Source organism: Lelliottia sp. 7254-16 (assembly GCF_002922995.1).
Taxonomy (GTDB): domain Bacteria; phylum Pseudomonadota; class Gammaproteobacteria; order Enterobacterales; family Enterobacteriaceae; genus Enterobacter; species Enterobacter jeotgali.
The window spans coordinates 242,473-267,810 of the sequence record NZ_PQVS01000001.1; the positions used below are offsets into that span (position 1 = coordinate 242,473).

General features: G+C 54.7%; 25 protein-coding genes. 18 read left to right on the plus strand and 7 right to left on the minus strand.

Translation table 11 applies throughout. The annotated features are described in order from the left end of the window. Nucleotides 1-47 precede the first annotated feature (47 nt). On the plus strand, nt 48-587 hold the full coding sequence (rimL, locus tag C3708_RS01155; protein WP_103949098.1) for a 50S ribosomal protein L7/L12-serine acetyltransferase: 540 nt from the start codon (nt 48-50) through the stop codon (nt 585-587). On the opposite strand, the gene ydcK is transcribed toward rimL, so the two are convergent. Continuing rightward, complete coding sequence (gene ydcK / locus C3708_RS01160; RefSeq protein WP_103948989.1) at nt 582-1,562, minus strand: YdcK family protein; 981 nt, start codon at nt 1,560-1,562, stop codon at nt 582-584. The genes rimL and ydcK overlap by 6 nt on opposite strands. A 122-nt stretch (nt 1,563-1,684) precedes the next feature. Between ydcK and tehA the strand changes: the two genes are divergently transcribed. Next, nucleotides 1,685-2,689, plus strand: coding sequence for a dicarboxylate transporter/tellurite-resistance protein TehA (gene tehA, locus C3708_RS01165; RefSeq protein WP_103946302.1), 1,005 nt, complete (start codon nt 1,685-1,687; stop codon nt 2,687-2,689). Further along, on the plus strand, nt 2,686-3,282 hold the full coding sequence (gene tehB / locus C3708_RS01170; protein ID WP_103946301.1) for a tellurite resistance methyltransferase TehB: 597 nt from the start codon (nt 2,686-2,688) through the stop codon (nt 3,280-3,282). Before tehA ends, tehB begins: the two co-directional genes overlap by 4 nt. Here tehB and pepT read toward each other — a convergent pair. Beyond that, on the minus strand, nt 3,279-4,508 hold the full coding sequence (pepT, locus tag C3708_RS01175) for a peptidase T (protein WP_103948988.1): 1,230 nt from the start codon (nt 4,506-4,508) through the stop codon (nt 3,279-3,281). The two genes, tehB and pepT, sit on opposite strands and share 4 nt — an antisense overlap. Before the next feature lie 111 nt (nt 4,509-4,619). Here pepT and C3708_RS01180 point away from each other — a divergent pair, with 111 nt between their 5' ends. Further along, nucleotides 4,620-6,212: an ABC transporter substrate-binding protein gene (locus C3708_RS01180; protein ID WP_103948987.1), complete on the plus strand. Its 1,593-nt coding sequence runs from the start codon at nt 4,620-4,622 to the stop codon at nt 6,210-6,212. 139 nt (nt 6,213-6,351) lie between these two features. Beyond that, nucleotides 6,352-7,020, plus strand: a complete 669-nt coding sequence (locus C3708_RS01185) for a DUF3313 domain-containing protein (protein ID WP_103948986.1) — start codon at nt 6,352-6,354, stop codon at nt 7,018-7,020. A gap of 33 nt (nt 7,021-7,053) precedes the next feature. Here C3708_RS01185 and C3708_RS01190 read toward each other — a convergent pair whose 3' ends face one another. Beyond that, nucleotides 7,054-7,950 (minus strand): DMT family transporter, encoded by an 897-nt coding sequence (locus tag C3708_RS01190; RefSeq protein WP_103948985.1) that lies wholly within the window; start codon nt 7,948-7,950, stop codon nt 7,054-7,056. 171 nt (nt 7,951-8,121) lie between these two features. On the opposite strand from C3708_RS01190, the gene C3708_RS01195 reads away from it, so the two are divergent. Next, on the plus strand, nt 8,122-8,994 hold the full coding sequence (locus C3708_RS01195) for a helix-turn-helix transcriptional regulator (protein WP_103946297.1): 873 nt from the start codon (nt 8,122-8,124) through the stop codon (nt 8,992-8,994). Here C3708_RS01195 and C3708_RS01200 read toward each other — a convergent pair. After that, entirely contained in the window at nt 8,974-10,161 is a 1,188-nt protein-coding gene (locus C3708_RS01200) for a benzoate/H(+) symporter BenE family transporter (RefSeq protein ID WP_255411526.1), read from the minus strand. The genes C3708_RS01195 and C3708_RS01200 overlap by 21 nt on opposite strands. Nucleotides 10,162-10,232: 71 nt before the next feature. Between C3708_RS01200 and C3708_RS01205 the strand changes: the two genes are divergently transcribed. Both C3708_RS01205 and C3708_RS01210 read left to right on the plus strand, forming a co-directional pair. Then, nucleotides 10,233-10,760 (plus strand): helix-turn-helix domain-containing protein, encoded by a 528-nt coding sequence (locus tag C3708_RS01205; protein ID WP_095281986.1) that lies wholly within the window; start codon nt 10,233-10,235, stop codon nt 10,758-10,760. Between the two features lie 80 nt (nt 10,761-10,840). After that, nucleotides 10,841-12,805, plus strand: a complete 1,965-nt coding sequence (locus C3708_RS01210; RefSeq protein ID WP_103948983.1) for a U32 family peptidase — start codon at nt 10,841-10,843, stop codon at nt 12,803-12,805. On the opposite strand, the gene C3708_RS01215 is transcribed toward C3708_RS01210, so the two are convergent. Continuing rightward, nucleotides 12,806-13,036: a DUF2554 family protein gene (locus C3708_RS01215; protein WP_103946293.1), complete on the minus strand. Its 231-nt coding sequence runs from the start codon at nt 13,034-13,036 to the stop codon at nt 12,806-12,808. Nucleotides 13,037-13,280: 244 nt separating this feature from the next. On the opposite strand from C3708_RS01215, the gene C3708_RS01220 reads away from it, so the two are divergent. Continuing rightward, complete coding sequence (locus C3708_RS01220) at nt 13,281-13,658, plus strand: hypothetical protein (protein ID WP_103948982.1); 378 nt, start codon at nt 13,281-13,283, stop codon at nt 13,656-13,658. 162 nt (nt 13,659-13,820) lie between these two features. On the opposite strand, the gene ftrA is transcribed toward C3708_RS01220, so the two are convergent. Continuing rightward, nucleotides 13,821-14,837 carry a transcriptional regulator FtrA gene (ftrA, locus tag C3708_RS01225; RefSeq protein ID WP_103948981.1) on the minus strand — a complete coding sequence of 339 codons (1,017 nt, stop codon included), beginning with the start codon at nt 14,835-14,837 and terminating at the stop codon, nt 13,821-13,823. A 73-nt stretch (nt 14,838-14,910) separates the two neighbouring features. On the opposite strand from ftrA, the gene C3708_RS01230 reads away from it, so the two are divergent. The 8 genes from C3708_RS01230 to zinT all read left to right on the plus strand — a co-directional run bounded on the left by C3708_RS01230 (nt 14,911) and on the right by zinT (nt 22,935). Beyond that, the gene (locus C3708_RS01230; protein ID WP_103948980.1) at nt 14,911-15,309 is read left to right on the plus strand and encodes a rhodanese-like domain-containing protein; all 399 of its coding nucleotides are present in this window, start codon (nt 14,911-14,913) and stop codon (nt 15,307-15,309) included. A 160-nt stretch (nt 15,310-15,469) separates the two neighbouring features. After that, nucleotides 15,470-16,573 (plus strand): cobalamin-independent methionine synthase II family protein, encoded by a 1,104-nt coding sequence (locus C3708_RS01235; protein WP_103948979.1) that lies wholly within the window; start codon nt 15,470-15,472, stop codon nt 16,571-16,573. A 203-nt stretch (nt 16,574-16,776) separates the two neighbouring features. Further along, nucleotides 16,777-18,048 carry an urea ABC transporter substrate-binding protein gene (gene urtA / locus C3708_RS01240; RefSeq protein WP_103948978.1) on the plus strand — a complete coding sequence of 424 codons (1,272 nt, stop codon included), beginning with the start codon at nt 16,777-16,779 and terminating at the stop codon, nt 18,046-18,048. 24 nt (nt 18,049-18,072) lie between these two features. After that, the gene (gene urtB, locus C3708_RS01245) at nt 18,073-19,647 is read left to right on the plus strand and encodes an urea ABC transporter permease subunit UrtB (protein WP_103948977.1); all 1,575 of its coding nucleotides are present in this window, start codon (nt 18,073-18,075) and stop codon (nt 19,645-19,647) included. Beyond that, nucleotides 19,647-20,720 carry an urea ABC transporter permease subunit UrtC gene (urtC, locus tag C3708_RS01250; protein ID WP_103948976.1) on the plus strand — a complete coding sequence of 358 codons (1,074 nt, stop codon included), beginning with the start codon at nt 19,647-19,649 and terminating at the stop codon, nt 20,718-20,720. Before urtB ends, urtC begins: the two co-directional genes overlap by 1 nt. Then, on the plus strand, nt 20,720-21,517 hold the full coding sequence (urtD, locus tag C3708_RS01255; protein WP_095281996.1) for an urea ABC transporter ATP-binding protein UrtD: 798 nt from the start codon (nt 20,720-20,722) through the stop codon (nt 21,515-21,517). The genes urtC and urtD overlap by 1 nt, the downstream gene beginning before the upstream one ends. Nucleotides 21,518-21,526: 9 nt before the next feature. Beyond that, nucleotides 21,527-22,225 carry an urea ABC transporter ATP-binding subunit UrtE gene (gene urtE, locus C3708_RS01260; RefSeq protein ID WP_095281997.1) on the plus strand — a complete coding sequence of 233 codons (699 nt, stop codon included), beginning with the start codon at nt 21,527-21,529 and terminating at the stop codon, nt 22,223-22,225. 68 nt (nt 22,226-22,293) lie between these two features. Then, nucleotides 22,294-22,935: a metal-binding protein ZinT gene (gene zinT / locus C3708_RS01265; protein WP_103948975.1), complete on the plus strand. Its 642-nt coding sequence runs from the start codon at nt 22,294-22,296 to the stop codon at nt 22,933-22,935. Between the two features lie 105 nt (nt 22,936-23,040). Here zinT and ydeE read toward each other — a convergent pair whose 3' ends face one another. After that, nucleotides 23,041-24,234, minus strand: a complete 1,194-nt coding sequence (ydeE, locus tag C3708_RS01275) for an efflux MFS transporter YdeE (RefSeq protein WP_103948974.1) — start codon at nt 24,232-24,234, stop codon at nt 23,041-23,043. A gap of 188 nt (nt 24,235-24,422) precedes the next feature. Here ydeE and eamA point away from each other — a divergent pair, with 188 nt between their 5' ends. Next, on the plus strand, nt 24,423-25,322 hold the full coding sequence (gene eamA, locus C3708_RS01280; protein ID WP_095282000.1) for an O-acetylserine/cysteine exporter: 900 nt from the start codon (nt 24,423-24,425) through the stop codon (nt 25,320-25,322). Nucleotides 25,323-25,338: the final 16 nt, after the last annotated feature.

Genomic DNA, 25,338 nt, shown 5'->3' on the forward strand with positions numbered 1-25,338 from the left:
CCTCTCCTTTTCTGGGGAGAGGGAAAGTGTGAGGAATCATGACTGCCATTCCCGTTGAAATCATTCCCGTTACCGACCGCATCGAACTGCGGGCCATCGACGAGCGCTATACCAGCGAGCTTCATGCGCTGGTAATTAAGAACAAAACCTGGCTGCAAACGGCGTTTGACTGGGCGCAGTATGTTGGTACGCAAGACGATACGCGCAAAAATGTGTTGAGCAATCAGATGCTGCATCAGCGTGGCTACGCCAAAATGTTCCTGATTTTTCAGGACGAGACGCTAAAAGGTGTGCTGTCGTTCAATTCTATCGAACCGACGAATAAGACGGGGTATATCGGCTACTGGCTGGATAAAGGCAATCAGGGGCAAGGTATTCTGTCGCAATCTTTGCAGGCGTTTATGCGTTACTACGCGGCGCGCGGGGAAATCCGTCGTTTCGTTATTAAGTGTCGCGTGGGGAATGAGCAGAGTAACCGCGTGGCAGTGCGCAACGGTTTCACGCTGGAAGGGTGCCTGAAAGAAGCCGAGTTTTTGAACGGCGAATTTCAGGACGTGAATACCTACGCCAAAATTATTCGCCTATAGCGCGCCAAGCAGCGGTGTACGGGTGATGCGCTGCTGACCGTTAATCACTTTCTCGCCGCGCAGATGAATGTTATCCCCGCCAAAAGCTTCAATCACCGCATCGTCGGTAATCTCGATTCGATGCTCGATCAGCACATCGCCGCTGATTCTGGCCCGTCCCTGAATCACCACTTTGTCGTCAATCATGATTGGCCCGCCGCGTAGCCACGCCTGGCCGCCAATCAAGACATGATGTTTGATAATCACATTTCCCTCGATGACCGCATTTTCCGCCACCTGCGAGCTGTAGCGCAGAGTGGGAATGGCGTCATCGTCGCGGCCCGCAATGATTCGGGCATTGCCGTAAACTTTGGCGCAATCGCAGATCCAGACGTTGTTGAGATCATTTCCTTCGATGAGCGCGTTCTCAAATACCTCGGCGCGATGTTCGATGAAAGCAAAATTGACCATCGCATCCCCGTAGATTTGCGCCTGATGGACAATGTGAGACTGGCTGACGGTGGCGTTATCGTAGATTTTCAGAACCTGTTCCCGATCCGGTGTCAGGCCAAGCGCCGCAATGATGGTGCTTTGATGCAGAACGCGTGCGTTGCCGTAAAGATGGCAGGTGCCGCGCACTTCGGAGGATTGAATAGTGACGTTGTCACTTAGCTGCGCGCCGTGGCTCACCTGCGAACCCTCCACCCAGCTGTTATCACCGATTTTCGCCGCATGGCTAATCACGCAGGGCTGTGTAATGCGCGCGTTATCGCAAATTTGTGCCTGGGCAAAGACAACGCTGTTTTCGTCGTACACCCAGCAGTTGCCGTCATGAGACAGGGCACTTTCATCCTCCAGCCAGCCGCCTTTGGTCCCGGCGGTGACATCGCTGAAATCACGCTCGGCAATAATCTGGCGCAGGGTCACGCTCGCTTTTCCCTCGCCGTTCTGCCAGTGATAAAGGCGGGTTTCGTCGCTGAGTCGGTATTTTTTCATTACAGCCTCTCTGCTCATCATCTTCATTAACCGTAGCAAACTTTACGCCTTCTGAAGTACTGGCAACCGAGTCTGAAACCCCTTAAACTAGCATTTCAAATATAATTTATACTTTAAAATTAATGCATAAAAGACACAAATCTGAACAGGTTCTTAACTTACCCTTCGGCTACTTCGGCATGGTATTAGGGACCATTGGCATGGGTTTCGCCTGGCGCTATGCCAGCACGGTCTGGCCGGTTTCCCCCTGGCCGGGTGAGATTCTGGTGTCGCTTGCAATGGCTATCTGGTTTTTGCTGACCCTGGCATTCATTACCCGCGCCGTGCGCTTTCCGCATAGCGTGCTGGCGGAGATGCGCCATCCGGTGATGAGCAGTTTTGTCAGCCTGTTTCCCGCTACCACGATGCTGGTAGCGATGGGTTTTGTTCCCTGGTGTCGTCCCGTTTCGCTGGTGTTGTTTGGCACTGGCGTGGTAGTGCAGCTGAGCTATTCCGCCTGGCAGAGCGCCGGGTTGTGGCGGGGGAAACATCCTGAAGAGGCCACCACGCCGGGCCTGTATCTCCCGACGGTCGCCAATAACTTTATCAGCGCGATGGCCTGCGGTGCGCTCGGGTTCCACGATGCCGGGCTGGTGTTCTTAGGCGCTGGCGTCTTTTCCTGGCTGAGCCTTGAACCGGTGATTTTGCAACGCCTACGCAGTGCCGGTGAACTGCCTGCGGCGCTTCGCACCTCGCTCGGTATTCAGCTGGCCCCCGCGCTGGTGGCCTGTAGTGCCTGGTTGAGCGTTAACGGCGGCGAGGCGGATACCTTCGCTAAAATGCTGTTTGGCTACGGCCTGTTGCAGCTGCTATTTATGCTGCGCCTGATGCCCTGGTATCTTTCGCAGCCGTTTAATGCCTCTTTCTGGAGCTTCTCGTTCGGTGTGTCCGCGCTCGCCACTACCGGTCTTCATCTGGGGCAGAGCAGTCCGACGGGCTTTTTCCACGCCATCGCGGTTCCGCTGTTCATTTTTACCAACTGCATCATTGCGCTTTTACTGGTGCGTACCTTCATTTTGCTGGTGCAGGGAAAACTTTTAGTTCGTTCAGATAAAGCCACGCTTATGCACGCTGAGGAAAAGAAATGACTCACTTTGATGAAAACTACTTTACCGAAAAATACGGTTTGACCCGCACGCACTCGGATGTGGTCTACAGCGCCGGGATCGTCAAACCGGGAAAAACCCTGGATCTGGGCTGTGGCAATGGTCGCAATAGTCTGTTCCTGGCCGCCAATGGCTATGACGTGACCGCCTGGGATAAAAACCCGATGAGCATCGATAATATCGAGCGCATTAAGGCGGAAGAAGGGATCGAAAATCTGCAGGCTTCGGTTCAGGATTTGAACAGCCTGAGCTTTGACGGTGAGTACGATTTTATTCTCTCGACCGTGGTAATGATGTTCCTGGACGCTAAAACCATTCCGGGGCTGATCGCGAATATGCAACGCTGCACCACGCCAGGAGGCTATAACCTGATTGTGGCGGCGATGGACACGGAAGATTACCCGTGCACCGTCGGGTTCCCGTTTGCGTTTAAAAGCGGCGAACTGAGCCGCTATTACGAAGGCTGGGAGCTGTTGAAATACAACGAAGACGTCGGTGAGTTACACCGCACCGACGCCAACGGTAACCGCATCAAGCTGCGTTTCGCCACCATGCTGGCGCGCAAACCGGTTTAACGGGCGGCCAGCAGGCAAAGTTGCAGGGCGGTTTTGTACGATGCCTCGAACGACGACAGCGGCAAGAACTCAAACTTTGAGTGGAAGTTATGCGCGCCGGTGAAGAAGTTCGGGGTCAGCAGGCCTTTCGCCGACAGCGCTGCGCCATCGGTGCCACCGCGCATCGGCGTCGGTTTTGGCGTAATGCCGAGTGATTCCATCGCTTCAAACATCAAATCGATGGCGCGGCGATCTTCGCCAATCGCATTGCTGATATTGCTGTAAGTGTCTTCGATGTGGTGCTCGACGCGGGCGGTGGGGTGTTGGTCAGCAATGTGGCTCGCAACGTCAGCGATTTGCTGTTTACGCGCGGCAAAAAGGTCTTTGTCGAAGTCACGGATATTGGCTTTAAGCACCGCTTCGTTCTGTCCGGCCTGAATGCCGTTAAACCAGATGTATCCTTCGCGCCCCTCGGTGCATTCCGGTGTTTCTTGTCGGTCGAAATGGCTGATGAAGTCCATCGCCATCAGCAGCGGATTCACCAGTACGCCTTTCGCCGACATCGGATGGGCGGTCACACCGGTAAAGCGGATTTCTGCCGCAGCGGCGTTAAAGTTCTCGTAAACAATTTCGCCAATTTCGCAGCAGTCGATGGTCCAGGCGAAATCAACGTCGAAGCGTCTGAGATCCAGCGCTTTCGCGCCGCACAGACCGATCTCTTCATCCGGCACAAAGGCCACCACAATATCCCCGTGTTGATGTTCCGCCGTCAGGTTTTCCAGCACCGTCATTACTACCGTCACGGCGGCTTTATTATCTGCGCCTAATACGCTGGTCCCGTCGCTGAAAATAATCTCTTCGTCTGGGTATGCCAGTATTTCCGGATGCTCATTCACGCGTAACCAGATCTGTTTCTCTTTATTCAGGCAGAGGTCTTCTCCTGCAAATCTTAATATTTGTGGATGAATATCCGGTGTTAATCCGACGTCAACCGTATCAATATGGGTAATAAAACCAATGCGCGGCGCGCCGCTGACTGTCCCTTTTTTGACGGCGGTGACGGTGGCGAATTCATCGATCACGATGTCGCTCAAACCCAGTGATTCCAGCTCTTTCGCCAGTTCTCGTGCCATCTCATGCTGACCGGGCGTAGAGGGCAGCGTTTTGCTTTTCGGATCGCTCTGGCTGGTAATAGCCAGGTAGCGATAAAAGCGTTGGGTTAATTGACTGGAGAGTGAGAGCGCCATAGTGATTCCTTCTTTATTTGTATTATCAGGTGTTTGCATCATCACTTTAATGGTATTTGTGTATTGGCAAAAGAATTAATTAGCCGTCGAATAAAAAGACAGGAAAATGCGATGAACAGCAAATTGACAAAATTAACCCTGGCCATTGCCGCATTAACGGTAAGTTCCACCGTGGCGGCAAAAACACTGGTGTATTGCTCGGAAGGATCGCCGGAGAATTTTAACCCACAGCTTTACACCTCGGGTACCAGCGTGGATGCCAGTGCGGTTCCGGTCTATAACCGCCTGGTCGATTTTAAACCGGGCACTACGGAGCTGGTGCCAAGCCTGGCCGAGAGCTGGGACGTGAGCGAAGACGGCAAGGTCTACACCTTCCATCTGCGCAAAGGCGTGAAATTCCAGAGCAACAAATTCTACAAGCCGACGCGCGACTTTAACGCCGATGACGTGATTTTCTCCTTCATGCGGCAGAAAGACGTCAATCATCCGTATCACAACGTCTCGAATGGCAGCTACTCCAACTTTGAAAGCCTGGAGTTTGGCAGCCTGATTACCGCCATCGACAAGGTGGACGATCATACCGTGCGCTTTACCCTGGCCCATCCGGAAGCGCCGTTTGTCGCCGATTTGGCCTGGTATTTTGCCTCGATTCTTTCAGCGGAATACGCCGACGCGATGCTCAAAGCGGGCACGCCGGAAAAAGTGGATATGGAGCCGATAGGCACCGGGCCGTTTAAACTGACGCAATATCAAAAAGATTCACGCATTCTTTTTACCGCGTTCCCGGAATACTGGCAGGGCAAGTCGAAGCTCGACCGTCTGGTGTTTAGCATCACACCGGACGCCTCCGTTCGCCTGGCCAAAATCGAGAAAAATGAGTGTCAGGTGATGCCGTTCCCGAATCCGGCAGATCTGCCGCGCATGAAAGCCAACAAAGATATCAACCTGATGAGCAAGGCGGGGCTGAACACCGGTTTCCTGGCGTTTAACACCCAGAAACCGCCGCTGGATAATGTGAAAGTGCGTCAGGCGCTGGCGATGGCGATCAATAAACCGGCGATCATCGATGCGGTGTTCCACGGTACCGGTACCGCGGCGAAAAACCTGCTGCCGCCGGGCGTCTGGAGCGCGGACAGCGAGCTGAAGGATTATGACTACGATCCCGAAAAAGCCAAAGCGCTGCTCAAAGAAGCTGGATTTGCCAACGGCGTGAGCGTCGATCTGTGGGCCATGCCGGTGCAACGTCCGTATAACCCGAATGCCAAACGGATGGCCGAGATGATTCAGGCCGACTGGGCGAAGGTCGGCGTGCAGACCAAAATCGTCACCTATGAGTGGGGCGAATATCTCAAACGCGTGAAGGGCGGTGAACACCAGGCGGCGCTGATGGGCTGGACGACCGCGACGGGCGACCCGGATAACTTCTTTGGCCCGCTGTTTACCTGCACGTCAGCCAACGGCGGGTCAAACTCGGCGAAATGGTGTTATCAGCCGTTCGATAAAATCATCAATGAGGCTAAATCGATAACCGATCATGAAAAACGTGTGGCGCTGTACAAAGAGGCGCAACAAATGATGCACGATCAAATGCCTGCGGTGATGATTGCGCACTCCACCATTTTCGAACCGGTGAGAAAAGAGGTGACAGGCTACGAAATTGACCCATTTGGCAAACATCTGTTCTGGCAAGTGGATATTAAATAGCCATAAATCACTGCCCGTGACTATTCCGGGCAGTCTGTTTTCTGAATTGTGCGGCGAGCACCTTTTTTGTCACAACAAACCCCTGATACTTTTGCTATAACTTCATATGCATATCTGCATATAACAGGGATCTACCACCATGCGTACTCAGACTTTATTTAAAGTTGCAGCGCTCTCTGGCCTGCTGGCATTAGCGGGCTGTGCGTCCAAAGTGGCGCAACCCGATCAATATTCGGGCTTTTTAAAAGATTATTCAGGCTTGCAGCAAACGACGTCAGCGACCGGTAAACCGACGCTGCGCTGGGTCGATCCATCCTACAACCCGTCTAATTACGACAGTATTGTCTGGAATCCAATTACCTATTATCCAACGCCTAAACCTTCCACCCAGATAGGGCAAAAAACCCTCGATGGGCTGCTTGCTTATGCCAACAATAAAATGAAACCTGCCATCGGTTCGCGTAAACCTCTGGTGGCGACGCCAGGGCCACGTAGCCTGATTTTCCGCGGCGCGATTACCGGTGTGAGTTCGAAAGAAGAAGGGTTGCAGTTCTATGAAGTGGTCCCTGTTGCCTTAGTCGTTGCCGGTACGCAAATGGCGACCGGACATCGCACAATGGATACCCATCTCTTCTTTGAAGGTGAGCTGATTGATGCGGCAACGGGCAAACCTGTTGTTAAAGTCGTTCGTAAAGGCGAAGGGAAAGAGCTCAATAACGAAAGCACGCCGATGGCGATGTCGAACCTGACTCACGTTATCGATGACATGGCGACAGATGCCACCATGTTCGACGTGAAGAAAAAATAATGCCATACCGGCGGCATTACGCCGCCGGTTTTTTTACGCCGTACGCAGTCGCTTAAACCAGGTTTCCGGTTTCGTGAACATCACCATATTTCCCGTCAGAATCAGCAGCAATCCTGCCACGGCATTCATGTGCCAGACGTAGCCTTCGTATACCGTAGAAATCGACAGCGCGACCAGCGGGAACAACAGGGTGCTGTACGCCGCTTTACCGGCGCCAATGCGCCCGACCAGCGTAAAGTACACGCCAAAGGCTATGACCGAGCCGAAAATTGCCAGATACAGCAGCGCACCGATGTAGCTCACTGTCCATTGCGGCATAAAACTGTCGCCGCGCACCAGCGCAATCACGCCCATCACCAGCGTGCCGTACATCATCGCCCAGGCGTTGGTGGTCATGGTTTCCAGACCGTTACGCTGATGGCGCAGGCTGATCATATTCCCCAGCGAGAAGCCGTAGGTTCCGAGCGCCGACAGGCCAATGCCCAGCAGCAGCTCATGGCTCCAGCCGCTGGCGAGCAGATCGTCCCAGAAGAGGGTGATGATCCCAAATAATCCAAGAATAGCGGCGGTCCAGAAACGTGCCGGTGGACGCTGGCCAAAGAAAATAAAGCTGTTAATGGCGTTATACAGCACCGCCATCGAGAAAATGACCGACTCAAGACCGGTATTGATAAACTTCGCCGCGGTATAAAAACACCAGAAGTTAAAGCAAAACACGCAGCAGCCCTGAATCATACAGAACAGGTGATCGCGCATCGCCATTTTGCGCAAACGTCCCAGTGCCAGCAGGACAATCATCATGGTGGCGCTCGCCACGGCAAAACGCCAGAAGATGGAGACGGGAGCCGCGACCGGCCCTTGTTGCAGGAAAATCGCAATCCACGTCGTTCCCCAGATAACCACCACCAGTCCATACAAAAGTGCGTTCATTTTTCTCTCTTATCAAACCGCAAAAAAGCAGTATGACGTGAGCCACACAGCCCGGCTTTCAGCATCTTGCGGCTGACTTGCAGAATCTTGCGCTTTTTTATGGTGACAACGCTGGTATCGCGGGGCAACACTTCTTAGACTAACGATCTCTTTCATTACCAGCTGACGGATATGTCTCGCGCTTACGACACCTTTGAAACGCTTCGCCAACAAAATGCCGTGCTGCGGGAAACGGTCGCGCTGAATTCGGGCATCCAGCTGGCGGCGTGGTACAACAAGCACGATACGGTCACGGTAAAAAGTAACCACCACACCCTGAGTTTGTACGTGGCCGATGGTTATGAGAGCTACCACAAAACTAACAGCGGCTGGAAAAACGGCGGTGGGCCAGACCGTTTTTGCCTGATGCCGAAAGAGAGCGAGTCGAGCTGGGATATCCGTGATGATTTGTCATTTGTGCATCTTTACTGCACCGATGAGCATCTGCGGGAGATTGGCGAAAAAATCTGGGATAAAAGCCCGGCCGGGATTTCACTGGACGAAAAAACCTTCGCCAGCGATCCCAAAATCGCCATGCTTTACCGCCAGTTTTTGCTCGGCTGCGACTGGCAGCAACAGGCGAATCAACTGACGTTAAGCACCGCCAGCACCTTGCTGTTGACCCACTTGATCCAACATTATTCCAGCGTTCAGTGGAAGTTACCGGTGGTGACAGGCGGACTGTCGCCGTTCGTTCTGCGCAATGTGCTGGCCTATATTGACGAAAATCTTTCTCAGCCCTTAACGCTTGCTGAACTCGCTGCGATTGCTGCATTGAGCGAATACCATTTTGCCCGCATGTTCCGCCAGTCTATGAACATGGCTCCGCATCAGTACGTCATGCAGCAGCGGATGGAAAAGGCAAAAGGTCTGGTGCAATTCTCGCAGCAACCACTGACCGACATCGCGCTGGCCTGCGGTTTTAGCTCGGCCAGCCACTTTAGCAACCGATTTAAGGCGTCAACCGGATTCACCCCCTCGCAGCTACGCGCGGCGAAAGCGTGAGAACGCGGTAAAGCAGATCCCGCCCGCCACCAGTCCCCAGAATGCCGAACCAATTCCAAGCAGCGTCACGCCGCTGGCTGTGACCAGAAAGGTCACAATTGCCGCGTCGCGCTCAGCCTCAAGCTGTAACGCCTGATATAAACTGCCGCTGATCGTCCCCAGCAGCGCCAGCCCGGCCAGCGTCTGGATCCAGCTCACGGGCAGCGCCGCCATCAGGGCAGTAATGGAACCGCCAAAAATCCCTGCCAGCAAATAAAACACGCCAGCCGCCGCCGCAGCCAGCCAGCGTTTTTGCGCATCCGGATGCGCGTCCGGGCTTTGACAGATGGCGGCGGTAATCGCGGCAATGCAGATGGAATAGACGCCAAAAGGCGAAAACAGTAGGGCCAGTGCGCCCGTAAATATGATTAACGGCGAGACGGCAACCGGATAACCCGAGGCTTTCATGGTGGCGAAACCGGGCGCATTTTGTGAGGCCATCGTCACCAGGAAAAACGGCAGGCCGATACTGATAAGCGTGGTAAAGGTAAATTTTGGCGCGATAAACTCCGGCATCACCACCTTAAAGGCGAGATTGTCAGTGACAACGTCACCTCCAGCCCAGGCCGTGACGCTCCCTACCAACAGAGTGGCGACAATGGCATAACGTGGAACGAAGGTTTTGGCTATCAGCCACGCCAGCAACATGCTTCCGCATAGCAGGAAATGCCCTTCCAGATTTGTGAACGCCTGCAGGCCAAATCGCAGCAGCACGCCTGCCAGCATCGCCGCCGCCAGGGTATGCGGGATAATCTTCATCAGTCTGGCAAACAGTCCAGTCAAACCGCAGAGTAAAATCAGGGCGTTAGCGAAAATAAAAATACCGATGGTTTCCGCAAGCGTCACGCCCTGTAAGCTGGTGGCAAGCAGGGCGGCACCAGGCGTTGACCAGGCGGTTAACACCGGTGCTTTGTACCACAGGGAAAGTGCCAATGTGCTAACACCCATGCCGATACCGAGCGCGGTCATCCAGCCTGCAATTTGGTGAGGCGTTGCGCCAGCTGCCGCCGCAGCCTGCCAGATAATGGCGGCAGAACTGGCGTAACCGACCAGAACCGCGACGAAACCGGCCAGGATCGCAGGAAAAAGAGAAGATGAACTGCGCATGAAAACTCCGTTGTGCGTTATAGCGTCCGTGCAAAGGTAACACTGTGCGCTATAGCGTACAAGTGGTACACTTCGCCGCAACGGGAGGATCTATGAATATCACTGAACATCTTGCCTCAACGCTGAAAACTGAGCGTCAGGCGCGAGGCTGGAGCCTGTCAAAACTGGCCGACGAGACGGGCGTGTCGAAAGCGATGCTCGGACAAATCGAGCGCAACGAGTCCAGCCCGACCGTCTCTACGCTGTGGAAAATCGCCACGGGTTTGAACGTTCCGTTCTCGGCATTTATTACGCCGGAAGCCCATCCGCAGCCGGTTTTCGATCCTCAAGAGCAGGCGATGGTGGTCAAACCGCTGTTCCCCTGGGATGACGCGCTTAAGTTTGATCATTTCTCGATTACCCTCGCGCCTGGTGCGTTGAGTGAATCCACGCCGCACGAAGCCGGTGTGATTGAACATGTGGTGGTGATCAGCGGAGAACTAGATATGTGTATTGAAGGGGTCTGGCGCACGATTTTGCCTGATTCAGGCCTGCGTTTTGCAGGGGACAAACCCCATGCCTATCGCAACAGCAGCAGCCAGACGGTGCACTTTCATTCGTTGATTCATTATCCCCGTTAAAGGTACGCAAAACGGTTTCGCTGTCGTAGACTTCTGACTACAATAGCCGCCATTTTGACCATAACGGATAACGACGAAGTATGCGCCTGCAATCCCATCATCTTGAACTCTTAAGCCCGGCCCGTGACGCCTCGATTGCCCGCGAGGCAATTCTGCACGGTGCAGACGCGGTCTATATCGGCGGTCCTGGCTTTGGCGCTCGCCATAATGCCAGCAACAGCCTGCGCGATATCGCTGAGCTGGTGCCGTTTGCCCACCGATTTGGGGCGAAAGTGTTCGTGACCCTGAACACTATTCTTCATGATGATGAACTCGAGCCTGCGCAACGCCTGATTACCGATTTATACCAGACCGGCGTCGATGCCCTGATCGTTCAGGACATGGGCGTGCTCGAACTGGATATTCCTCCGATTGAACTGCATGCCAGCACCCAGTGCGATATTCGTACCGTCGAAAAAGCGAAATTCCTGTCTGACGTTGGTTTCACCCAGATAGTGCTGGCGCGCGAGCTGAATCTGAATCAAATCCGCGATATTCACCAGGCGACAGACGCCACCATTGAATTTTTCATTCACGGTGCGCTGTGTGTGGCTTATTCCGGGCAGTGCAACATTTCCCACGCCCAGACCGGGCGCAGCGCCAACCGTGGCGACTGCTCTCAGGCGTGTCGTCTGCCGTATACGCTGAAAGACGATCAGGGCCGCGTCGTGGCTTTTGAAAAACACCTCCTGTCGATGAAAGATAACGATCAAACCGCAAACCTCGCGGCATTGATCGACGCGGGTGTGCGCTCCTTCAAAATTGAAGGGCGATATAAAGACATGAGCTACGTGAAAAATATCACGGCGCACTACCGCCAGATGCTGGACGCCATTATTGAAGACCGAAACGATCTGGCGCGCGCGTCCGCCGGGCGTACCGAGCATTTCTTCATTCCGTCCACCGATAAAACCTTTCATCGCGGCAGCACCGATTACTTTGTGAATGCGCGTAAAGACGATATCGGCGCCTTCGATTCACCCAAGTTTATCGGCCTGCCAGTCGGTGAAGTGCTGAAAGTGTCCAAAGACCATCTCGACGTGAAAGTGACCGAAACGCTGGCGAACGGCGATGGTCTGAACGTGATGATCAAGCGTGAAATCGTCGGTTTCCGTGCGAATACCGTGGAGAAAACCGGCGAAAATCAGTATCGCGTCTGGCCAAACGAAATGCCTGCCGATCTGTATAAGGCACGTCCGAACGCGGCGCTGAATCGCAACCTGGATCACAACTGGCAGCAGGCGTTGCTGAAAACCTCCAGTGAGCGCCGGATTGCCGTCGATATCGAACTGGGCGGCTGGGAAGAGCAGCTGATCCTGACCATGACCAGCGAAGACGGCGTGAGTGTTACACATACGCTGGATGGTCAGTTTGAAGAGGCCAATAACGCCGAGAAAGCGCTGAACAACCTGAAAGACGGCGTAGCGAAGCTTGGGCAGACTATTTATTACGCGCGTGATATTCAGGTGAACCTGCCTGCGGCGCTGTTTGTTCCGAACAGTCTGCTAAACCAGTTCCGCCGCGAAACCGCAGAAATGCTTGATGATGCGCGACTGGCAAACTATCCGCGCGGCAGCCGCAAAGCGGTATCCGTTCCTGCGCCGGTTTATCCGGATTCACACTTGTCATTTCTTGCAAACGTTTACAACCACAAAGCGCGGGAGTTTTACCATCGCTATGGTGTCCAACTGATTGATGCAGCGTATGAGGCGCACGAAGAGAAGGGCGACGTGCCGGTGATGATCACCAAGCACTGTCTGCGTTTTGCCTTCAATCTGTGTCCGAAACAGGCCAAAGGCAATATTAAAAGCTGGAAAGCAACGCCGATGCAGCTGGTGAATGGCGATGAAGTTCTGACGCTGAAATTTGACTGCCGTCCGTGCGAAATGCACGTAATTGGCAAGATGAAAAATCACATCTTCAAGATGCCACAGCCGGGAAGCGTGGTGGCCTCTGTGAGTCCTGACGATTTGATGAAGACTCTGCCAAAGCGCAAAGGCGCTTAATCAGCGAAAATGGGTATCCGGTTTGCGCGACTTCTGCCAGTGATGGTGCTCGCGCAAACCTTCCGCTGACTCTTCTGCCACACTCCGCAGTTCATCACTGTCCGCCGCATGACGTAGCTGGTGGTCTGCATTCTGTACCCACAAATATTCATGCCCTTTATGTCCTGCCATTAATTGACCTGAAAATAGCGCACAGGTTAATAGTATGAAAACCAAACTTGTTTTAACCATTTCGTTACCACCGCATCACATTTAGCGGCCATAATGCCAATAGTTTCGTTGGGTTATTATTTGATGATTTAAACTAACGCAAATAAATTGTCAGTTTATGCGCTGAAATTACCGCAAGTCTATTTATGGACAATAAAAATCGGCTTCAGATTCTGGGATTTACTCTTTCAGGAGGCTGACAGGGATTATGTATTTAGGAAAAGTCCGATATAATTGCCTTTTGACTATGGACCAGGTCGAGTAGATGAAACCAGCATTAACTATAACGTCTTTTTGTATTGCAGCAGCGGCAGTGGCTTATATCGGTTACACCGCTTTCACCGCCAAACCAGAATATCTGCAGGCCGCAGAAACGCGTGTCGGTTCATATTTGACCAGTGATGTCGGGCGCGTTTCCTGTAACAGTACCAAAGTGGCGGATCAGCACTGGCGTCTTGATTGCAGCACCCAGGCGAAAGGTAAGATATTCGAGTATTCCGTTTACCCTGCTGAGAATGCGCCTTATGCCGTCTCGCGTGCGTTTTATCTTGAGGCCGTCAATGAGAGCGCTATTCAAAGCGCCGGAGAAGGGCTCATGAAGTATCTGCAAATCAACACAACGGCGACGAATATTCAGTCGTAACTAACAGGGTAAACCCTTTGTTTAGTGTTCATTTAAATTGTGGGTGTTAAGTTATTATCGATCCGCAACCGGTCACGGAATACCGGAACGTAGATACCAAAATATATATCTATCCATGCAAGCATTTACCGCCAGATTATGGCGGTTTTTTTTGCTTAAAATTCAGCGTATTTCCTTCTGTCTGAGGCCTGAATTAACGCGTTTTCGATATTGTGTCGGAGACTCATTATAGTGCTGGCGAAAATGATGGCGCAGCGTTGCGGAATGGCCAAACCCCGTTTGCTCAGCGATGCTGTCGACGCTTAAACGACTGTTTTCCAGATACTCTTTTGCTCTCAGCAGGCGTTCGCTGAGCAGCCAGCGAGCGGGTGTTGTCCCGGTGGCACTGGCAAAGCGGCGTAAAAAAGTACGTTCGCTCATTCCAACGCGTCGGGCCAGAGAGCTTACGCTATGATTGACCGTCAGCTGCAGGTGCAGGAAATCAAACAGCTCGCCAAAACGCTGACTTTCTCTTAGTACTGCCACCGGACGCGTCACGTGCTGCGTTTGCGTTCCATCACGGTGCGGGGGGATAACCAGGCGCCTGGCAACGAGATTTGCGGCATCTATTCCATAATCCCGGCGTACTACGTGCAAACAGAGATCGAGACCGGCGGCGCTCCCTGCGGACGTGAGGACCGTCCCTTCATCCTGATACAACACATCTTCAATCACCTGAATGGCCGGAAAGCGGGTCTTTAACGTCTCGGTATAACGCCAGTGCGTGGTGGCTTTGCGTCCGTCGAGCACACCCGCAGCAGCCAGAACGAACACCCCGGAACAAATCGAGAGCAGATGACTGCCGCGCGCATGGGCTTTGCGTAATGCCTCGCACAGCGCAGGAGGAACCCTTTCATCCGCACCTCGCCAGCCGGGGATCACAACCAGGCTGGCCTGTTCCAGTAACGACAGATCGCCGTCGGCCACCATCCTAATCCCGCCGGTGGCGCGCAATTCTCCTTCTTCAACGCTGGCGACGCTAAAACGATACCAGTCGTTGCCCATTTCCGGGCGCGGCAGGCCAAAAACTTCTACCGCCACGCCAAACTCGAAGGTGCACAGGCCGTCATACGCCAGGACCACCACCAGCGGGCGCGATGCTTGTCGTAAGTTTGTCATCATTTTGCTGTTTTCTGGCATAACCGCAGGCATTCACTGACTGAATTTTTGGATAACGTACTGTTAACACAAACGCCAAACTGGAGAAAGCACCATGAGTTACGTCACTGAATTTCCCACCGCCGACCCGCAGGAGTCCGTTGCCCATTTTCTGCGCCGTCTGAGCGTCGAAACCGACTGTGCCGACGTGCACCACGCGCTGGCAAATCATCAGCAGGATTTTGTTTTGCTACATGTGGTAGGCCGCCCGGAGCAATTTGCGCGCCGCCATCTGCCGGGAGCTGTCCATTTACCCTGGTCAGCAATGACCGCCGAAATGATGGCGCAATGGCCGCAGGATACGTTGTTCGTGGTCTATTGCGCCGGGCCACATTGCAATGGTGCGGATCGGGCGGCGCTGAAGCTCTCACGCCTGGGCTTGCCAGTCAAAATTATGCTCGGTGGCATCACTGGCTGGGAAGATGAAAACTTCGCCTTTGCCAGTGAGGATTAAGTCAGAGATGAATATAATTCATCACGCATGAAATTTTCTCGTTTGCTGCAACGCAGGGGTTATGACATCTTTTTGGACATATAGCCATCCAGAAGTCTAAAAGTTCAATTAATGAATTATCACTGTGGGCAATCAATTGCCGGCAGCAAAGGAGAGAATCATGCAGCGACAACACGCCCCGTACCGTGCCGATGTGGTAGGCAGCTTTTTACGTCCCGACGCGATTAAACAGGCGCGACTGCAGTTCGCCAGCGGTGAGATTGACGCCGGGCAGCTCCGCGCTGTGGAAAACGATGCGATTCGCCATGTAGTTGAGCAGCAATGCGCCTGCGGCCTGCACGTAGTCACTGACGGAGAGTTCCGCCGCGCGTGGTGGCATTTTGATTTCTTCGACGGTTTGCAGGGCGTGGAGCGCTACGATTCAAACCAGGGCATCCAGTTTAACGGCGTTCAGACTAAGGCTCACGGCGTGCGTGTCACCGGAAAACTGGCCTTTGGCGACCATCCGATGCTGGAAGATTTCCGCTATCTGAAAAGCATCAGCGGTAACGCACAGCCGAAAATGACCATTCCCAGCCCAAGCGTGCTGCATTTCCGTGGTGGGCGTAAAGACATCGACGCGACGGTTTACCCGGAACTGGACGCTTATTTTGACGATCTGGCGACCACCTGGCGCGATGCTATCCATGCGTTCTATGAAGCGGGCTGCCGCTATCTGCAACTCGACGACACGGTCTGGGCCTATCTCTGCTCAGACGATCAGCGCCGCCAGATTACTGAGCGCGGCGACGATGCAGACCAGTTGGCGCGCACCTATGCCCGCGTGTTGAACAAAGCGCTGGAAGGCAAACCGGAGGATCTGACCATCGGTCTGCATGTGTGTCGCGGTAATTTCCGCTCTACCTGGATCTCCGAAGGCGGCTACGAGCCGGTGGCCGAAGTGCTTTTCGGCTCCGTTAACGTGGATGCCTTCTTCCTGGAGTACGACAATGACCGCAGCGGGGATTTCGCGCCGCTACGCTTCGTCCGTCCGGGCAAACAGCAAGTGGTGTTGGGCCTTATCACCACCAAAAACGGCGAGCTGGAAAACCCGGAAGGGGTGAAAGCGCGTCTGGAAGAGGCGGCGCAATACGTTTCGAAAGAGCAGATTTGCCTCAGCCCGCAGTGCGGTTTTGCCTCAACGGAAGAGGGCAACAGTCTTACCGAAACCCAGCAGTGGGACAAAGTGCGTCTGGTCACGCAAATCGCTGACGAAGTCTGGTGATTTTTCGGGCACAGCGTTGCACTTTATTAATGCAGCGCTGTGCTATTCTGAATCGTTAACGCTTTTTTTGCACCTGTACTCCCCTGAATTTCCGCCGTTTTCCATTCTGGCATCCTTTTTGCTCTCCTGAAGCTGACACGTTTGATTCTGCGTCCACATGGTTACGGACGTTTTCGCACAGCTTTCTTTTCAGGAGTGAAAATATGCATCGTCGTACCTTCATCAAAGCTTTCGCGCTGTCGGCCTCCGTTGTGGCGATGGGAATGAGTTTCGGCGTTCAGGCTGCCGATACGATCAAAATCGGTATCATGCACTCGCTCTCCGGCACGATGGCGATCTCCGAAACGCCGCTCAAAGACGTGGCGTTAATGACCATCGATGAAATTAACGCCAAAGGCGGCGTGCTGGGTAAACAACTGGAACCGGTTGTTGTTGACCCGGCCTCTAACTGGCCGCTGTTTGCAGAGAAAGCGCGCCAGCTGTTAAGCCAGGATAAGGTCGCTGCGGTGTTTGGCTGCTGGACTTCCGTCTCGCGTAAATCAGTGCTGCCGGTCTTCGAGGAGCTGAACGGGCTGCTGTTCTACCCGGTGCAGTACGAGGGCGAAGAGATGTCGCCAAACGTGTTTTACACCGGCGCGGCACCAAATCAGCAGGCGATTCCGGCGGTGGAATATCTGATGAGTGAAGACGGCGGCAGCGCGAAACGCTTCTTCTTGCTTGGGACGGATTACGTTTATCCACGCACCACCAACAAGATCCTGCGTGCGTTCCTGCACTCAAAAGGTGTTCAGGACAAAGATATTGAAGAGGTCTACACCCCGTTTGGGCATAGCGATTACCAGACCATTGTCGCCAATATCAAGAAATTCTCCGCGGGCGGCAAAACGGCAGTGGTGTCCACTATCAACGGCGACTCCAATGTTCCCTTCTATAAAGAGCTGGCCAACCAGGGCGTAAAAGCCACGGATGTGCCGGTCGTCGCGTTCTCGGTCGGAGAAGAGGAACTGCGCGGGATTGATACCAAACCTCTGGTCGGCAATCTGGCGGCGTGGAACTACTTCGAGTCGGTCGATAACCCAACCAACCAGACCTTTGTCGCGGCGTACAAAGCCTATGCCAAAGCGCACAAACTGCCGAACGCCGATACCGTGGTGACTAACGATCCGATGGAAGCCACCTACGTGGGTATCCATATGTGGGCGCAGGCCGTGGAGAAAGCGGGAACCACCGATGTGGATAAAGTGCGCGCGGCGATGGCCGGTCAATCATTCAAAGCACCGTCGGGGTTCACGCTGACGATGGACGCCACCAACCACCATCTGCATAAGCCAGTGATGATTGGCGAAATTGAAGGTGACGGCCAGTTTAACGTCGTCTGGCAGACTGAAGAGACCGTCCGCGCCCAGCCGTGGAGCCCGTTCATTCAGGGCAACGACAAAAAACCAGACCAGCCGATGAAAACCGCCAGTAACTAAGCCTTAATCGCACGGAGAAAAGCCATGAGCGTAATGCGAATGTTCGTCGCAATAGTCTGGCTTGCCGGTCTGCTGCCAGGGATGGCGCAGGCGTCGGATGCGGACACGTTTGTCGCCGCAAGCCGCAGCCAGCAAACCGCACTGCTGGAAAAGTGGGCCGTCGCCCCGGATGAGAAGCGTCTGCCGCTGTTGCAGGCGCTGCAAAAAGAGAACCTGTTTGCTGACGGGCAGAAGCACGCTTTTGCCCGCGTGAATGGCGACATGGTGGCGCTGGGGGATTCACCCGCGGCGGAGGGCGACCCGAAAGCGGTGCGCCTGACCAACCGCCTGCGGGTGCTGGCCTCCGCGGCGCTGGCGACGCATCAGCTTGCAAGTGACAATGTCACGCAACGCAAGGGCGCAGCGCTACAGTTACAGCGCGAGGCCACACCTGAAATGCTGAATATGTTGCAGCACCGTCTGCAGGCGGAGAAGAACGAAGGCGTGCGTCAGGCGCTGGAAGTGGCGCTGGCCAATTTACAGCTCGTCAGCCCAAATGCGGAGGTGCGTTTGCAGGCCATCGAGCTGTTAGCGCACTCATCCGATCCCGAAACGCAGACCCGGCTGTTGCCGTTCACTCAGGTGCAAACCGAACCCGACGCCCGCGTGCGCGAGGCGGCGGAAAACAGTCTGCGCAAAATCGAGCATCGTCTGTTGATTAGCGATCTGCTGGGGCAGGCGTTTATGGGGCTGTCGCTGGGGTCTGTCCTGCTGCTGGCGGCGCTCGGGCTGGCGATCACCTACGGCCTGCTCGGGGTGATCAATATGGCCCACGGCGAAATGCTGATGCTCGGGGCGTATTGCACGTGGATGGTTCAGCAGGCGATGGCGCAGTTCATGCCCCAGTGGCTGGCGTTCTACCCGGTGGTGGCGCTGCCGGTGGCGTTCCTCGTGACCGCCGGAATCGGTATGGCGCTGGAGCGCACCATTATTCGTCATCTTTATGGCCGCCCACTGGAAACTCTGCTCGCAACCTGGGGCATTAGCCTGATGCTTATCCAGATTGTGCGCATGACCTTTGGCGCGCAGAACCTGGAAGTGGCAAATCCGGCGTGGCTTTCGGGTGGCGTGCAGGTCTACGCCAATCTGATCCTGCCGTGGAACCGTATCGTGGTGCTGGGCTTTGTGCTGCTGGTGCTGTTCTTCACCTGGCTAATCCTCAACAAAACGCGGCTAGGGCTGAACGTGCGGGCAGTGACGCAAAACCGCAGCATGGCCGCCTGCTGCGGCGTGCCGACCGGGCGGATCGACATGCTGGCGTTTGGTCTGGGCTCGGGAATTGCCGGGTTGGGCGGCGTAGCGCTGTCGCAGCTCGGCAACGTCGGGCCGGAACTTGGGCAGGGTTACATCATTGACTCGTTCCTGGTGGTGGTGCTGGGCGGTGTCGGACAGCTGGCCGGGAGCGTGGCGGCGGCGTTTGGCCTCGGGATCTTCAACAAAATTCTCGAACCGCAAATGGGTGCGGTGCTCGGTAAAATTCTGATCCTGGTGGCGATTATTCTGTTCATTCAGAAACGCCCGCAGGGACTGTTTGCGCTTAAAGGGAGGGTAACAGACTGATGAGCCAGCCGCTGACGTTAACACTGGCGCGTAAGGCGCCGCGCGCGACCCAACTTTTTGGCAGTCTGATCCTCGCCATTCTGCTGGTGCTGCCGTTTCTGGCGCTGCTTCCGGCCAGCCATCCGCTGGCGGTTTCCACCTGGATGCTGACGCTGGTCGGTAAAATTCTCTGCTACGCCATCGTCGCCGTGGCGCTCGATCTGGTGTGGGGTTACGCCGGAATGCTGTCGCTTGGACACGGGATTTTCTTTGCTCTCGGCGGTTATGCGATGGGGATGTACCTGATGCGCCAGGCCTCGGGCGACAGTCTTCCGGCATTTATGTCGTTTCTCTCCTGGAGCGAACTGCCGTGGTTTTGGTGGGGGACTCAGCATTTTGCCTGGGCGTTGCTGCTGGTGGTGATGATCCCCGGCCTGCTGGCGCTGGTTTTCGGCTGGTTTGCATTTCGCTCCAAAATCAAAGGGGTCTATTTTTCGATCATGACCCAGGCGCTGACCTACGCGGGGATGCTGCTGTTCTTTCGCAACGAAACCGGCTTTGGTGGCAACAACGGGTTTACCGGTTTCACCACGCTGCTGGGCTTTTCGGTGACGGCGACGACAACGCGTATCGCGCTGTTTCTGGCGACCGTCGCGTTACTGGTGGCGTCACTGGCTGTCGGTTTTGCGCTGGCGAAAAGCAAATTTGGCCGCATTCTGACGGCAGTGCGTGATGCGGAAAACCGCCTGACGTTTTGTGGTTACGATCCGCGCGGATTTAAGCTGCTGGTGTGGACGCTTTCTGCCGTACTCTGCGGACTTGCCGGGGCGCTGTATGTCCCGCAAGTGGGGATTATCAACCCCGGTGAAATGTCGCCGACCAACTCCATTGAAGCGGCCATTTGGGTCGCGCTCGGCGGGCGTGGAACCCTGGTCGGCCCGGTGATCGGCGCGGCGCTGGTCAACGGTGCGAAAAGCTACTTTACCGTGGCGATGCCGGAATACTGGCAGTTGTTTCTCGGGCTGATTTTTATCGCGGTCACGCTCTTTTTACCGCGCGGCGTGTACGGGCTTTTTCGTAAGGGAGAGAAATAATGCAGCCAGCCGAAGGACTTTTTACTCGTCAGTTGCCCGGCGACCGTTTTCGCGACCAGACCGATCCCGTGCTCCAGCTGGAGTCGATAAACGTCAATTTCGATGGCTTTCAGGCGCTGACGGATCTGTCGCTGAACATCGGCGTCGGGGAGTTACGCTGCGTCATCGGCCCGAACGGTGCCGGGAAAACTACGCTAATGGATGTGATCACCGGGAAAACACGTCCCCAGAGTGGGCGGGCGATTTACGATCAGTCTATCGATTTAACAGCGCTGGAACCGGCGGCGATTGCACGCCTGGGCATCGGGCGTAAGTTCCAGAAACCGACGGTGTTCGAAGCGCTGACGGTATGGGAAAACCTCGAGCTGGCGATGAAGGGCGACAAGTCTGTCTGGGCCAGCCTGCGCGCGCGGCTGACGTCGGAGCAGAGCGACCGTATCAGCGAGATGTTAACGCTTCTGCGTCTGAGTGCCGAGCGCGATCGCTGCGCCGGAATGCTCTCGCACGGTCAAAAACAGTTTCTTGAAATCGGCATGCTGCTGGTGCAGGAGCCGCATTTGCTGCTGCTCGATGAACCTGCCGCCGGGATGACCGATGCGGAAACGGAGTATTCGGCAGAACTTTTTCGCACGCTCGCCGGGAAACACTCGCTGATGGTGGTGGAGCACGATATGGGTTTTGTTGAAACCATCGCCGATCACGTCACCGTTTTGCATCAGGGACGAGTACTGGCGGAAGGCTCGCTGCGGGAAGTGCAGGCCAACGAGCAGGTGATTGAAGTCTATCTGGGACGCTAAGGAGCCATCATGCTACAGGTGAACGAACTGAATCAGTATTACGGTGGCAGCCACATTTTGCGCGGCGTGAGCTTTGACGCGCCGGGCGGGGAAGTGACCTGTTTGCTCGGGCGTAACGGCGTGGGGAAAACCACGCTGCTTAAATGTCTGATGGGGCTGATTCCGGCACGCAGCGGGGAGATTGTCTGGCAGGGGAAAACGATTACCCATGCGAAACCGCACCACCGGGTGCAGTCTGGCGTGGCCTATGTTCCGCAGGGGCGCGAGATTTTTCCGCGCCTTACGGTGGAAGAAAATTTGCTGCTGGGGCTATCGCGTTTTACGGCACGGGAAGCGAAAAGCGTTCCGGAGGATATCTGGCAGCTGTTTCCGGTATTGAAAGAGATGAAGCACCGGCGCGGGGGCGATCTTTCGGGCGGGCAACAGCAGCAGCTGGCGATCGGCCGCGCGCTGGCGAGCCGTCCGCAGCTGTTAATTCTCGATGAGCCGACGGAGGGGATTCAGCCCTCGGTGATCAAAGAGATTGGCGTGGTGATCCGCCAGCTCGCCAGCCGGGGGGATATGGCGATTTTGCTGGTCGAGCAATTCTATGATTTTGCGGCGGAACTGGCGGATAACTACCTGTTAATGTCGCGCGGGAGCATCATCCAGCGTGGTCGTGGAGAAAATATGGAACAGGAAGGCGTGCGCGGCCTGGTGGCGATCTAGGGTTATTGTGTTTTGAAATGTTATATTATAACATTCTCATTCTCGTAACATGGAGTGAGGATCGCACGTTGGCTTTACACATTGGAAAATTTGCAATGACTCTGGGGGCGCTGCTGGTCAGCGGCCAGCTGTTTGCCCACTCGCACGGCCATCAGATGACCGAAGCGGAACAAAAAGCGGCAAACGGGGTATTTGAAGATAAAGACGTTAAGGACCGTAAGCTCTCTGACTGGGACGGCACCTGGCAGTCGGTTTATCCTTTCCTGCTGGACGGTTCGCTTGATCCGGTATTTAAAAAGAAAGTCGAAAAAGACGCCAGTAAATCGTTCGAGGAAGTGAAAGCCTATTACCGTAAGGGCTACGCTACGGATGTGGAAACCATCGGCATTGAAAATAACGTGATGGAATTCCACACCGGCAAATCGGTGGCGAGCTGTCAGTATGATTACAGCGGCTACAAGATCCTGACCTACGCATCAGGCAAGAAGGGCGTGCGTTACCTGTTTGAATGTAAAGACGCCAGTTCGAAAGCGCCGAAATTTGTCCAGTTCAGCGATCATACCATCGGCCCGCGCGCCTCGGCGCATTTCCATATCTTTATGGGCAACACCTCGCATGAAGCCTTACTGAACGAGATGGACAACTGGCCGACCTATTACCCGAACGAGATGTTTAAGAAGCAGGTGGTGGAGGAGATGTTGCACCATTAAGCCGTGTTTTGCCGGGTGGCGGCTTCGCCTTACCCGGCCTACAAAACCCTGGAACGTAGGCCCGGTAAGCACAGCGCCACCGGGCATTTCAGACCGCACCAGCCATCACGGCGTTTCCACCCGTTCGGCATAGGGTTCCACGCTCATCCCGCGCAAAATCATCAGCCACGCCACCACGATCGCGACCATCATAATCACAAACAACGACCAGTGCGGCAGGTGGGTCAGAATCAGTCCTGTGACCATCGGATTGGCAGCAGCGCCCAGCCAGCCGAGCGCTTGCGCTGAGAAGTAGCTCGCTTTCATTCCCGGCGGCGCGATGTTATCAATCAGCAAGTATTCACCCGGCGCATAGATAATCTCCCCAATGGTGAACACCGCCGAGGCAATTCCCCAGTAGATCAAATTGGTGCCAGAGAGCATAAACCCGCCCAGTCCAAGAAGGAAAAAGAGCGTGCCGATTGCCATTAACGGGCGAATATTGCTGGCTTTGATTTTACGGCCAATAAAATACTGCAGCGACACCACCATCGCGGCGTTAGCGGGCAGCACCACGGCAACCACTTTTTCCGCGAATTCACTGGTGTAATCCGCCGCCAGTACATACTGGGAAATACAGCTCGCAAACGAGCCGCCCACGTAGGACGCCAGCAGGCCGGAGAGCGTATACCAGAACAGCGCCCGGTCACGCAGAAGTACCGACGGCTGCCACGGCACGGTGACGTTTTCACTGTCGGCGGCAATGCTTTTCTGCACATACATCTGGATAAACACCAGTGGCAGCGCGGCGCAGAAGGCTGCCAGCCAAAATGGCAGTTGCAGGCTGTACATCACCAGCAGCGTGCCGATCGGTGGGCCGATCGTCCAGCCGATATTGAGGAAGCTGTAGTTTAGGGAAAATACGCGTGCTTTCTCGCCTGGTGTCAGCACATCCGCGAACCAGGCTTTGAGCACCGTCGAGAACACGGAATAAGCGCAGTTAATCAGGGCGAAGAACAGCACCACCAGCGTGACATTATTCACCAGCGGGATCGCCACGAACCCGGCAATAAACGCCAGAATCGACAGCATCATGTAGCGTTTTTTGTCGAACTTATCCGCCAGGATGCCAAACCCCATGCTGAACACCACGCCAATCGTCAGAGCGATGGTCAGGGCGTAGCCGATATTCGCGACGCTCATCTGATAAACGCGCGTGAGGTAGATGGTCATAAACGGCAGCGTCGCGCCACGGCCAATGGTTAACAACAACGACGATGCCAGTAACGCTGCGGTTGAGCGCCTGAGAGATGATTTCATTTTCCTGTCCGACATATGCTTATGCTTTTTTTATGTCTAAATGATTATCACGCCACCAGGGGCGTTGTATAGCACCCAATTTTTCCATCAGTGCTTTATCTGACTGCCAGAATTAATGATCTTTTCCTGCCGCGTTTTTTTCGTTAACGTGAATCTGTTTACAAAAATTTAATAATCAGGGGCAAGGTATGACGCGTAAAGACGGGCTGCTGGCGTTACTGGTGGTCGTGGTGTGGGGGCTAAATTTTGTGGTCATTAAGGTGGGGTTGCATAACATGCCGCCGCTGATGCTGGCCGGTTTGCGTTTCTTACTGGTGGCCTTCCCGGCACTGTTTTTCGTCGCCCGTCCAAAGATCCCGTTTCGTCTGCTCCTTGGTTACGGTCTGACCATCAGCTTCGGTCAGTTCGCCTTTCTGTTTTGCGCGATCAAATTCGGGATGCCCGCAGGACTGGCGTCGCTGGTATTACAGGCGCAGGCCTTCTTTACTATTATTCTCGGTGCGTTTGTGTTCGGTGAACGTTTGCAGGGTAAACAACTGGCGGGGATCACGCTGGCGGTGTTTGGTGTGCTGGTTCTGGCCGAGGCCAGTCTCAACGGTCAACATGTGGCGATGCTGGGCTTTATGTTGACGCTGGCGGCGGGGCTGAGCTGGGCATGCGGGAACATCTTCAACAAGCTGATTATGCAGCACGAGGCACGACCGGCGGTGATGTCGCTCGTCGTCTGGAGCGCGCTGATTCCCGTGATTCCCTTTATGGTGGCGTCACTTATTTTTGATGGTCCGGCGCTGATGCTGACAAGCCTGATCGAGATTGACCTGACGACCATTCTGTCGCTGGTATATCTGGCGTTTGTCGCCACGATTGTCGGGTACGGGATTTGGGGAACGCTGCTGGGGCGTTACGAAACCTGGCGGGTTGCACCGCTGTCACTGCTGGTACCGGTCGTGGGTATGGCGAGTGCGGCAATTTTGTTGGGGGAAAAACTGACCACGCTGCAATTGATCGGTGCGGTGCTGATCATGGCCGGGCTGTACATCAACGTGTTTGGTTTGCGGTTGCGTCGGACGACGCGGGTCAGGGGATGAAAAAAGCCCCGCAATC

What these genes read in the sequence shown, in the direction of transcription:
- ydcK (WP_103948989.1), bottom strand. Translation starts at nt 1,562, where the DNA reads ATGAAAAAATACCGACTCAGCGACGAAACCCGCCTTTATCACTGGCAG.
- tehA (WP_103946302.1), top strand. Translation starts at nt 1,685, where the DNA reads ATGCATAAAAGACACAAATCTGAACAGGTTCTTAACTTACCCTTCGGC.
- tehB (WP_103946301.1), top strand. Translation starts at nt 2,686, where the DNA reads ATGACTCACTTTGATGAAAACTACTTTACCGAAAAATACGGTTTGACC.
- pepT (WP_103948988.1), bottom strand. Translation starts at nt 4,508, where the DNA reads ATGGCGCTCTCACTCTCCAGTCAATTAACCCAACGCTTTTATCGCTAC.
- C3708_RS01180 (WP_103948987.1), top strand. Translation starts at nt 4,620, where the DNA reads ATGAACAGCAAATTGACAAAATTAACCCTGGCCATTGCCGCATTAACG.
- C3708_RS01185 (WP_103948986.1), top strand. Translation starts at nt 6,352, where the DNA reads ATGCGTACTCAGACTTTATTTAAAGTTGCAGCGCTCTCTGGCCTGCTG.
- C3708_RS01190 (WP_103948985.1), bottom strand. Translation starts at nt 7,950, where the DNA reads ATGAACGCACTTTTGTATGGACTGGTGGTGGTTATCTGGGGAACGACG.
- C3708_RS01195 (WP_103946297.1), top strand. Translation starts at nt 8,122, where the DNA reads ATGTCTCGCGCTTACGACACCTTTGAAACGCTTCGCCAACAAAATGCC.
- C3708_RS01205 (WP_095281986.1), top strand. Translation starts at nt 10,233, where the DNA reads ATGAATATCACTGAACATCTTGCCTCAACGCTGAAAACTGAGCGTCAG.
- C3708_RS01210 (WP_103948983.1), top strand. Translation starts at nt 10,841, where the DNA reads ATGCGCCTGCAATCCCATCATCTTGAACTCTTAAGCCCGGCCCGTGAC.
- C3708_RS01215 (WP_103946293.1), bottom strand. Translation starts at nt 13,036, where the DNA reads ATGGTTAAAACAAGTTTGGTTTTCATACTATTAACCTGTGCGCTATTT.
- C3708_RS01220 (WP_103948982.1), top strand. Translation starts at nt 13,281, where the DNA reads ATGAAACCAGCATTAACTATAACGTCTTTTTGTATTGCAGCAGCGGCA.
- ftrA (WP_103948981.1), bottom strand. Translation starts at nt 14,837, where the DNA reads ATGCCAGAAAACAGCAAAATGATGACAAACTTACGACAAGCATCGCGC.
- C3708_RS01230 (WP_103948980.1), top strand. Translation starts at nt 14,911, where the DNA reads ATGAGTTACGTCACTGAATTTCCCACCGCCGACCCGCAGGAGTCCGTT.
- C3708_RS01235 (WP_103948979.1), top strand. Translation starts at nt 15,470, where the DNA reads ATGCAGCGACAACACGCCCCGTACCGTGCCGATGTGGTAGGCAGCTTT.
- urtA (WP_103948978.1), top strand. Translation starts at nt 16,777, where the DNA reads ATGCATCGTCGTACCTTCATCAAAGCTTTCGCGCTGTCGGCCTCCGTT.
- urtB (WP_103948977.1), top strand. Translation starts at nt 18,073, where the DNA reads ATGAGCGTAATGCGAATGTTCGTCGCAATAGTCTGGCTTGCCGGTCTG.
- urtC (WP_103948976.1), top strand. Translation starts at nt 19,647, where the DNA reads ATGAGCCAGCCGCTGACGTTAACACTGGCGCGTAAGGCGCCGCGCGCG.
- urtD (WP_095281996.1), top strand. Translation starts at nt 20,720, where the DNA reads ATGCAGCCAGCCGAAGGACTTTTTACTCGTCAGTTGCCCGGCGACCGT.
- urtE (WP_095281997.1), top strand. Translation starts at nt 21,527, where the DNA reads ATGCTACAGGTGAACGAACTGAATCAGTATTACGGTGGCAGCCACATT.
- ydeE (WP_103948974.1), bottom strand. Translation starts at nt 24,234, where the DNA reads ATGAAATCATCTCTCAGGCGCTCAACCGCAGCGTTACTGGCATCGTCG.
- eamA (WP_095282000.1), top strand. Translation starts at nt 24,423, where the DNA reads ATGACGCGTAAAGACGGGCTGCTGGCGTTACTGGTGGTCGTGGTGTGG.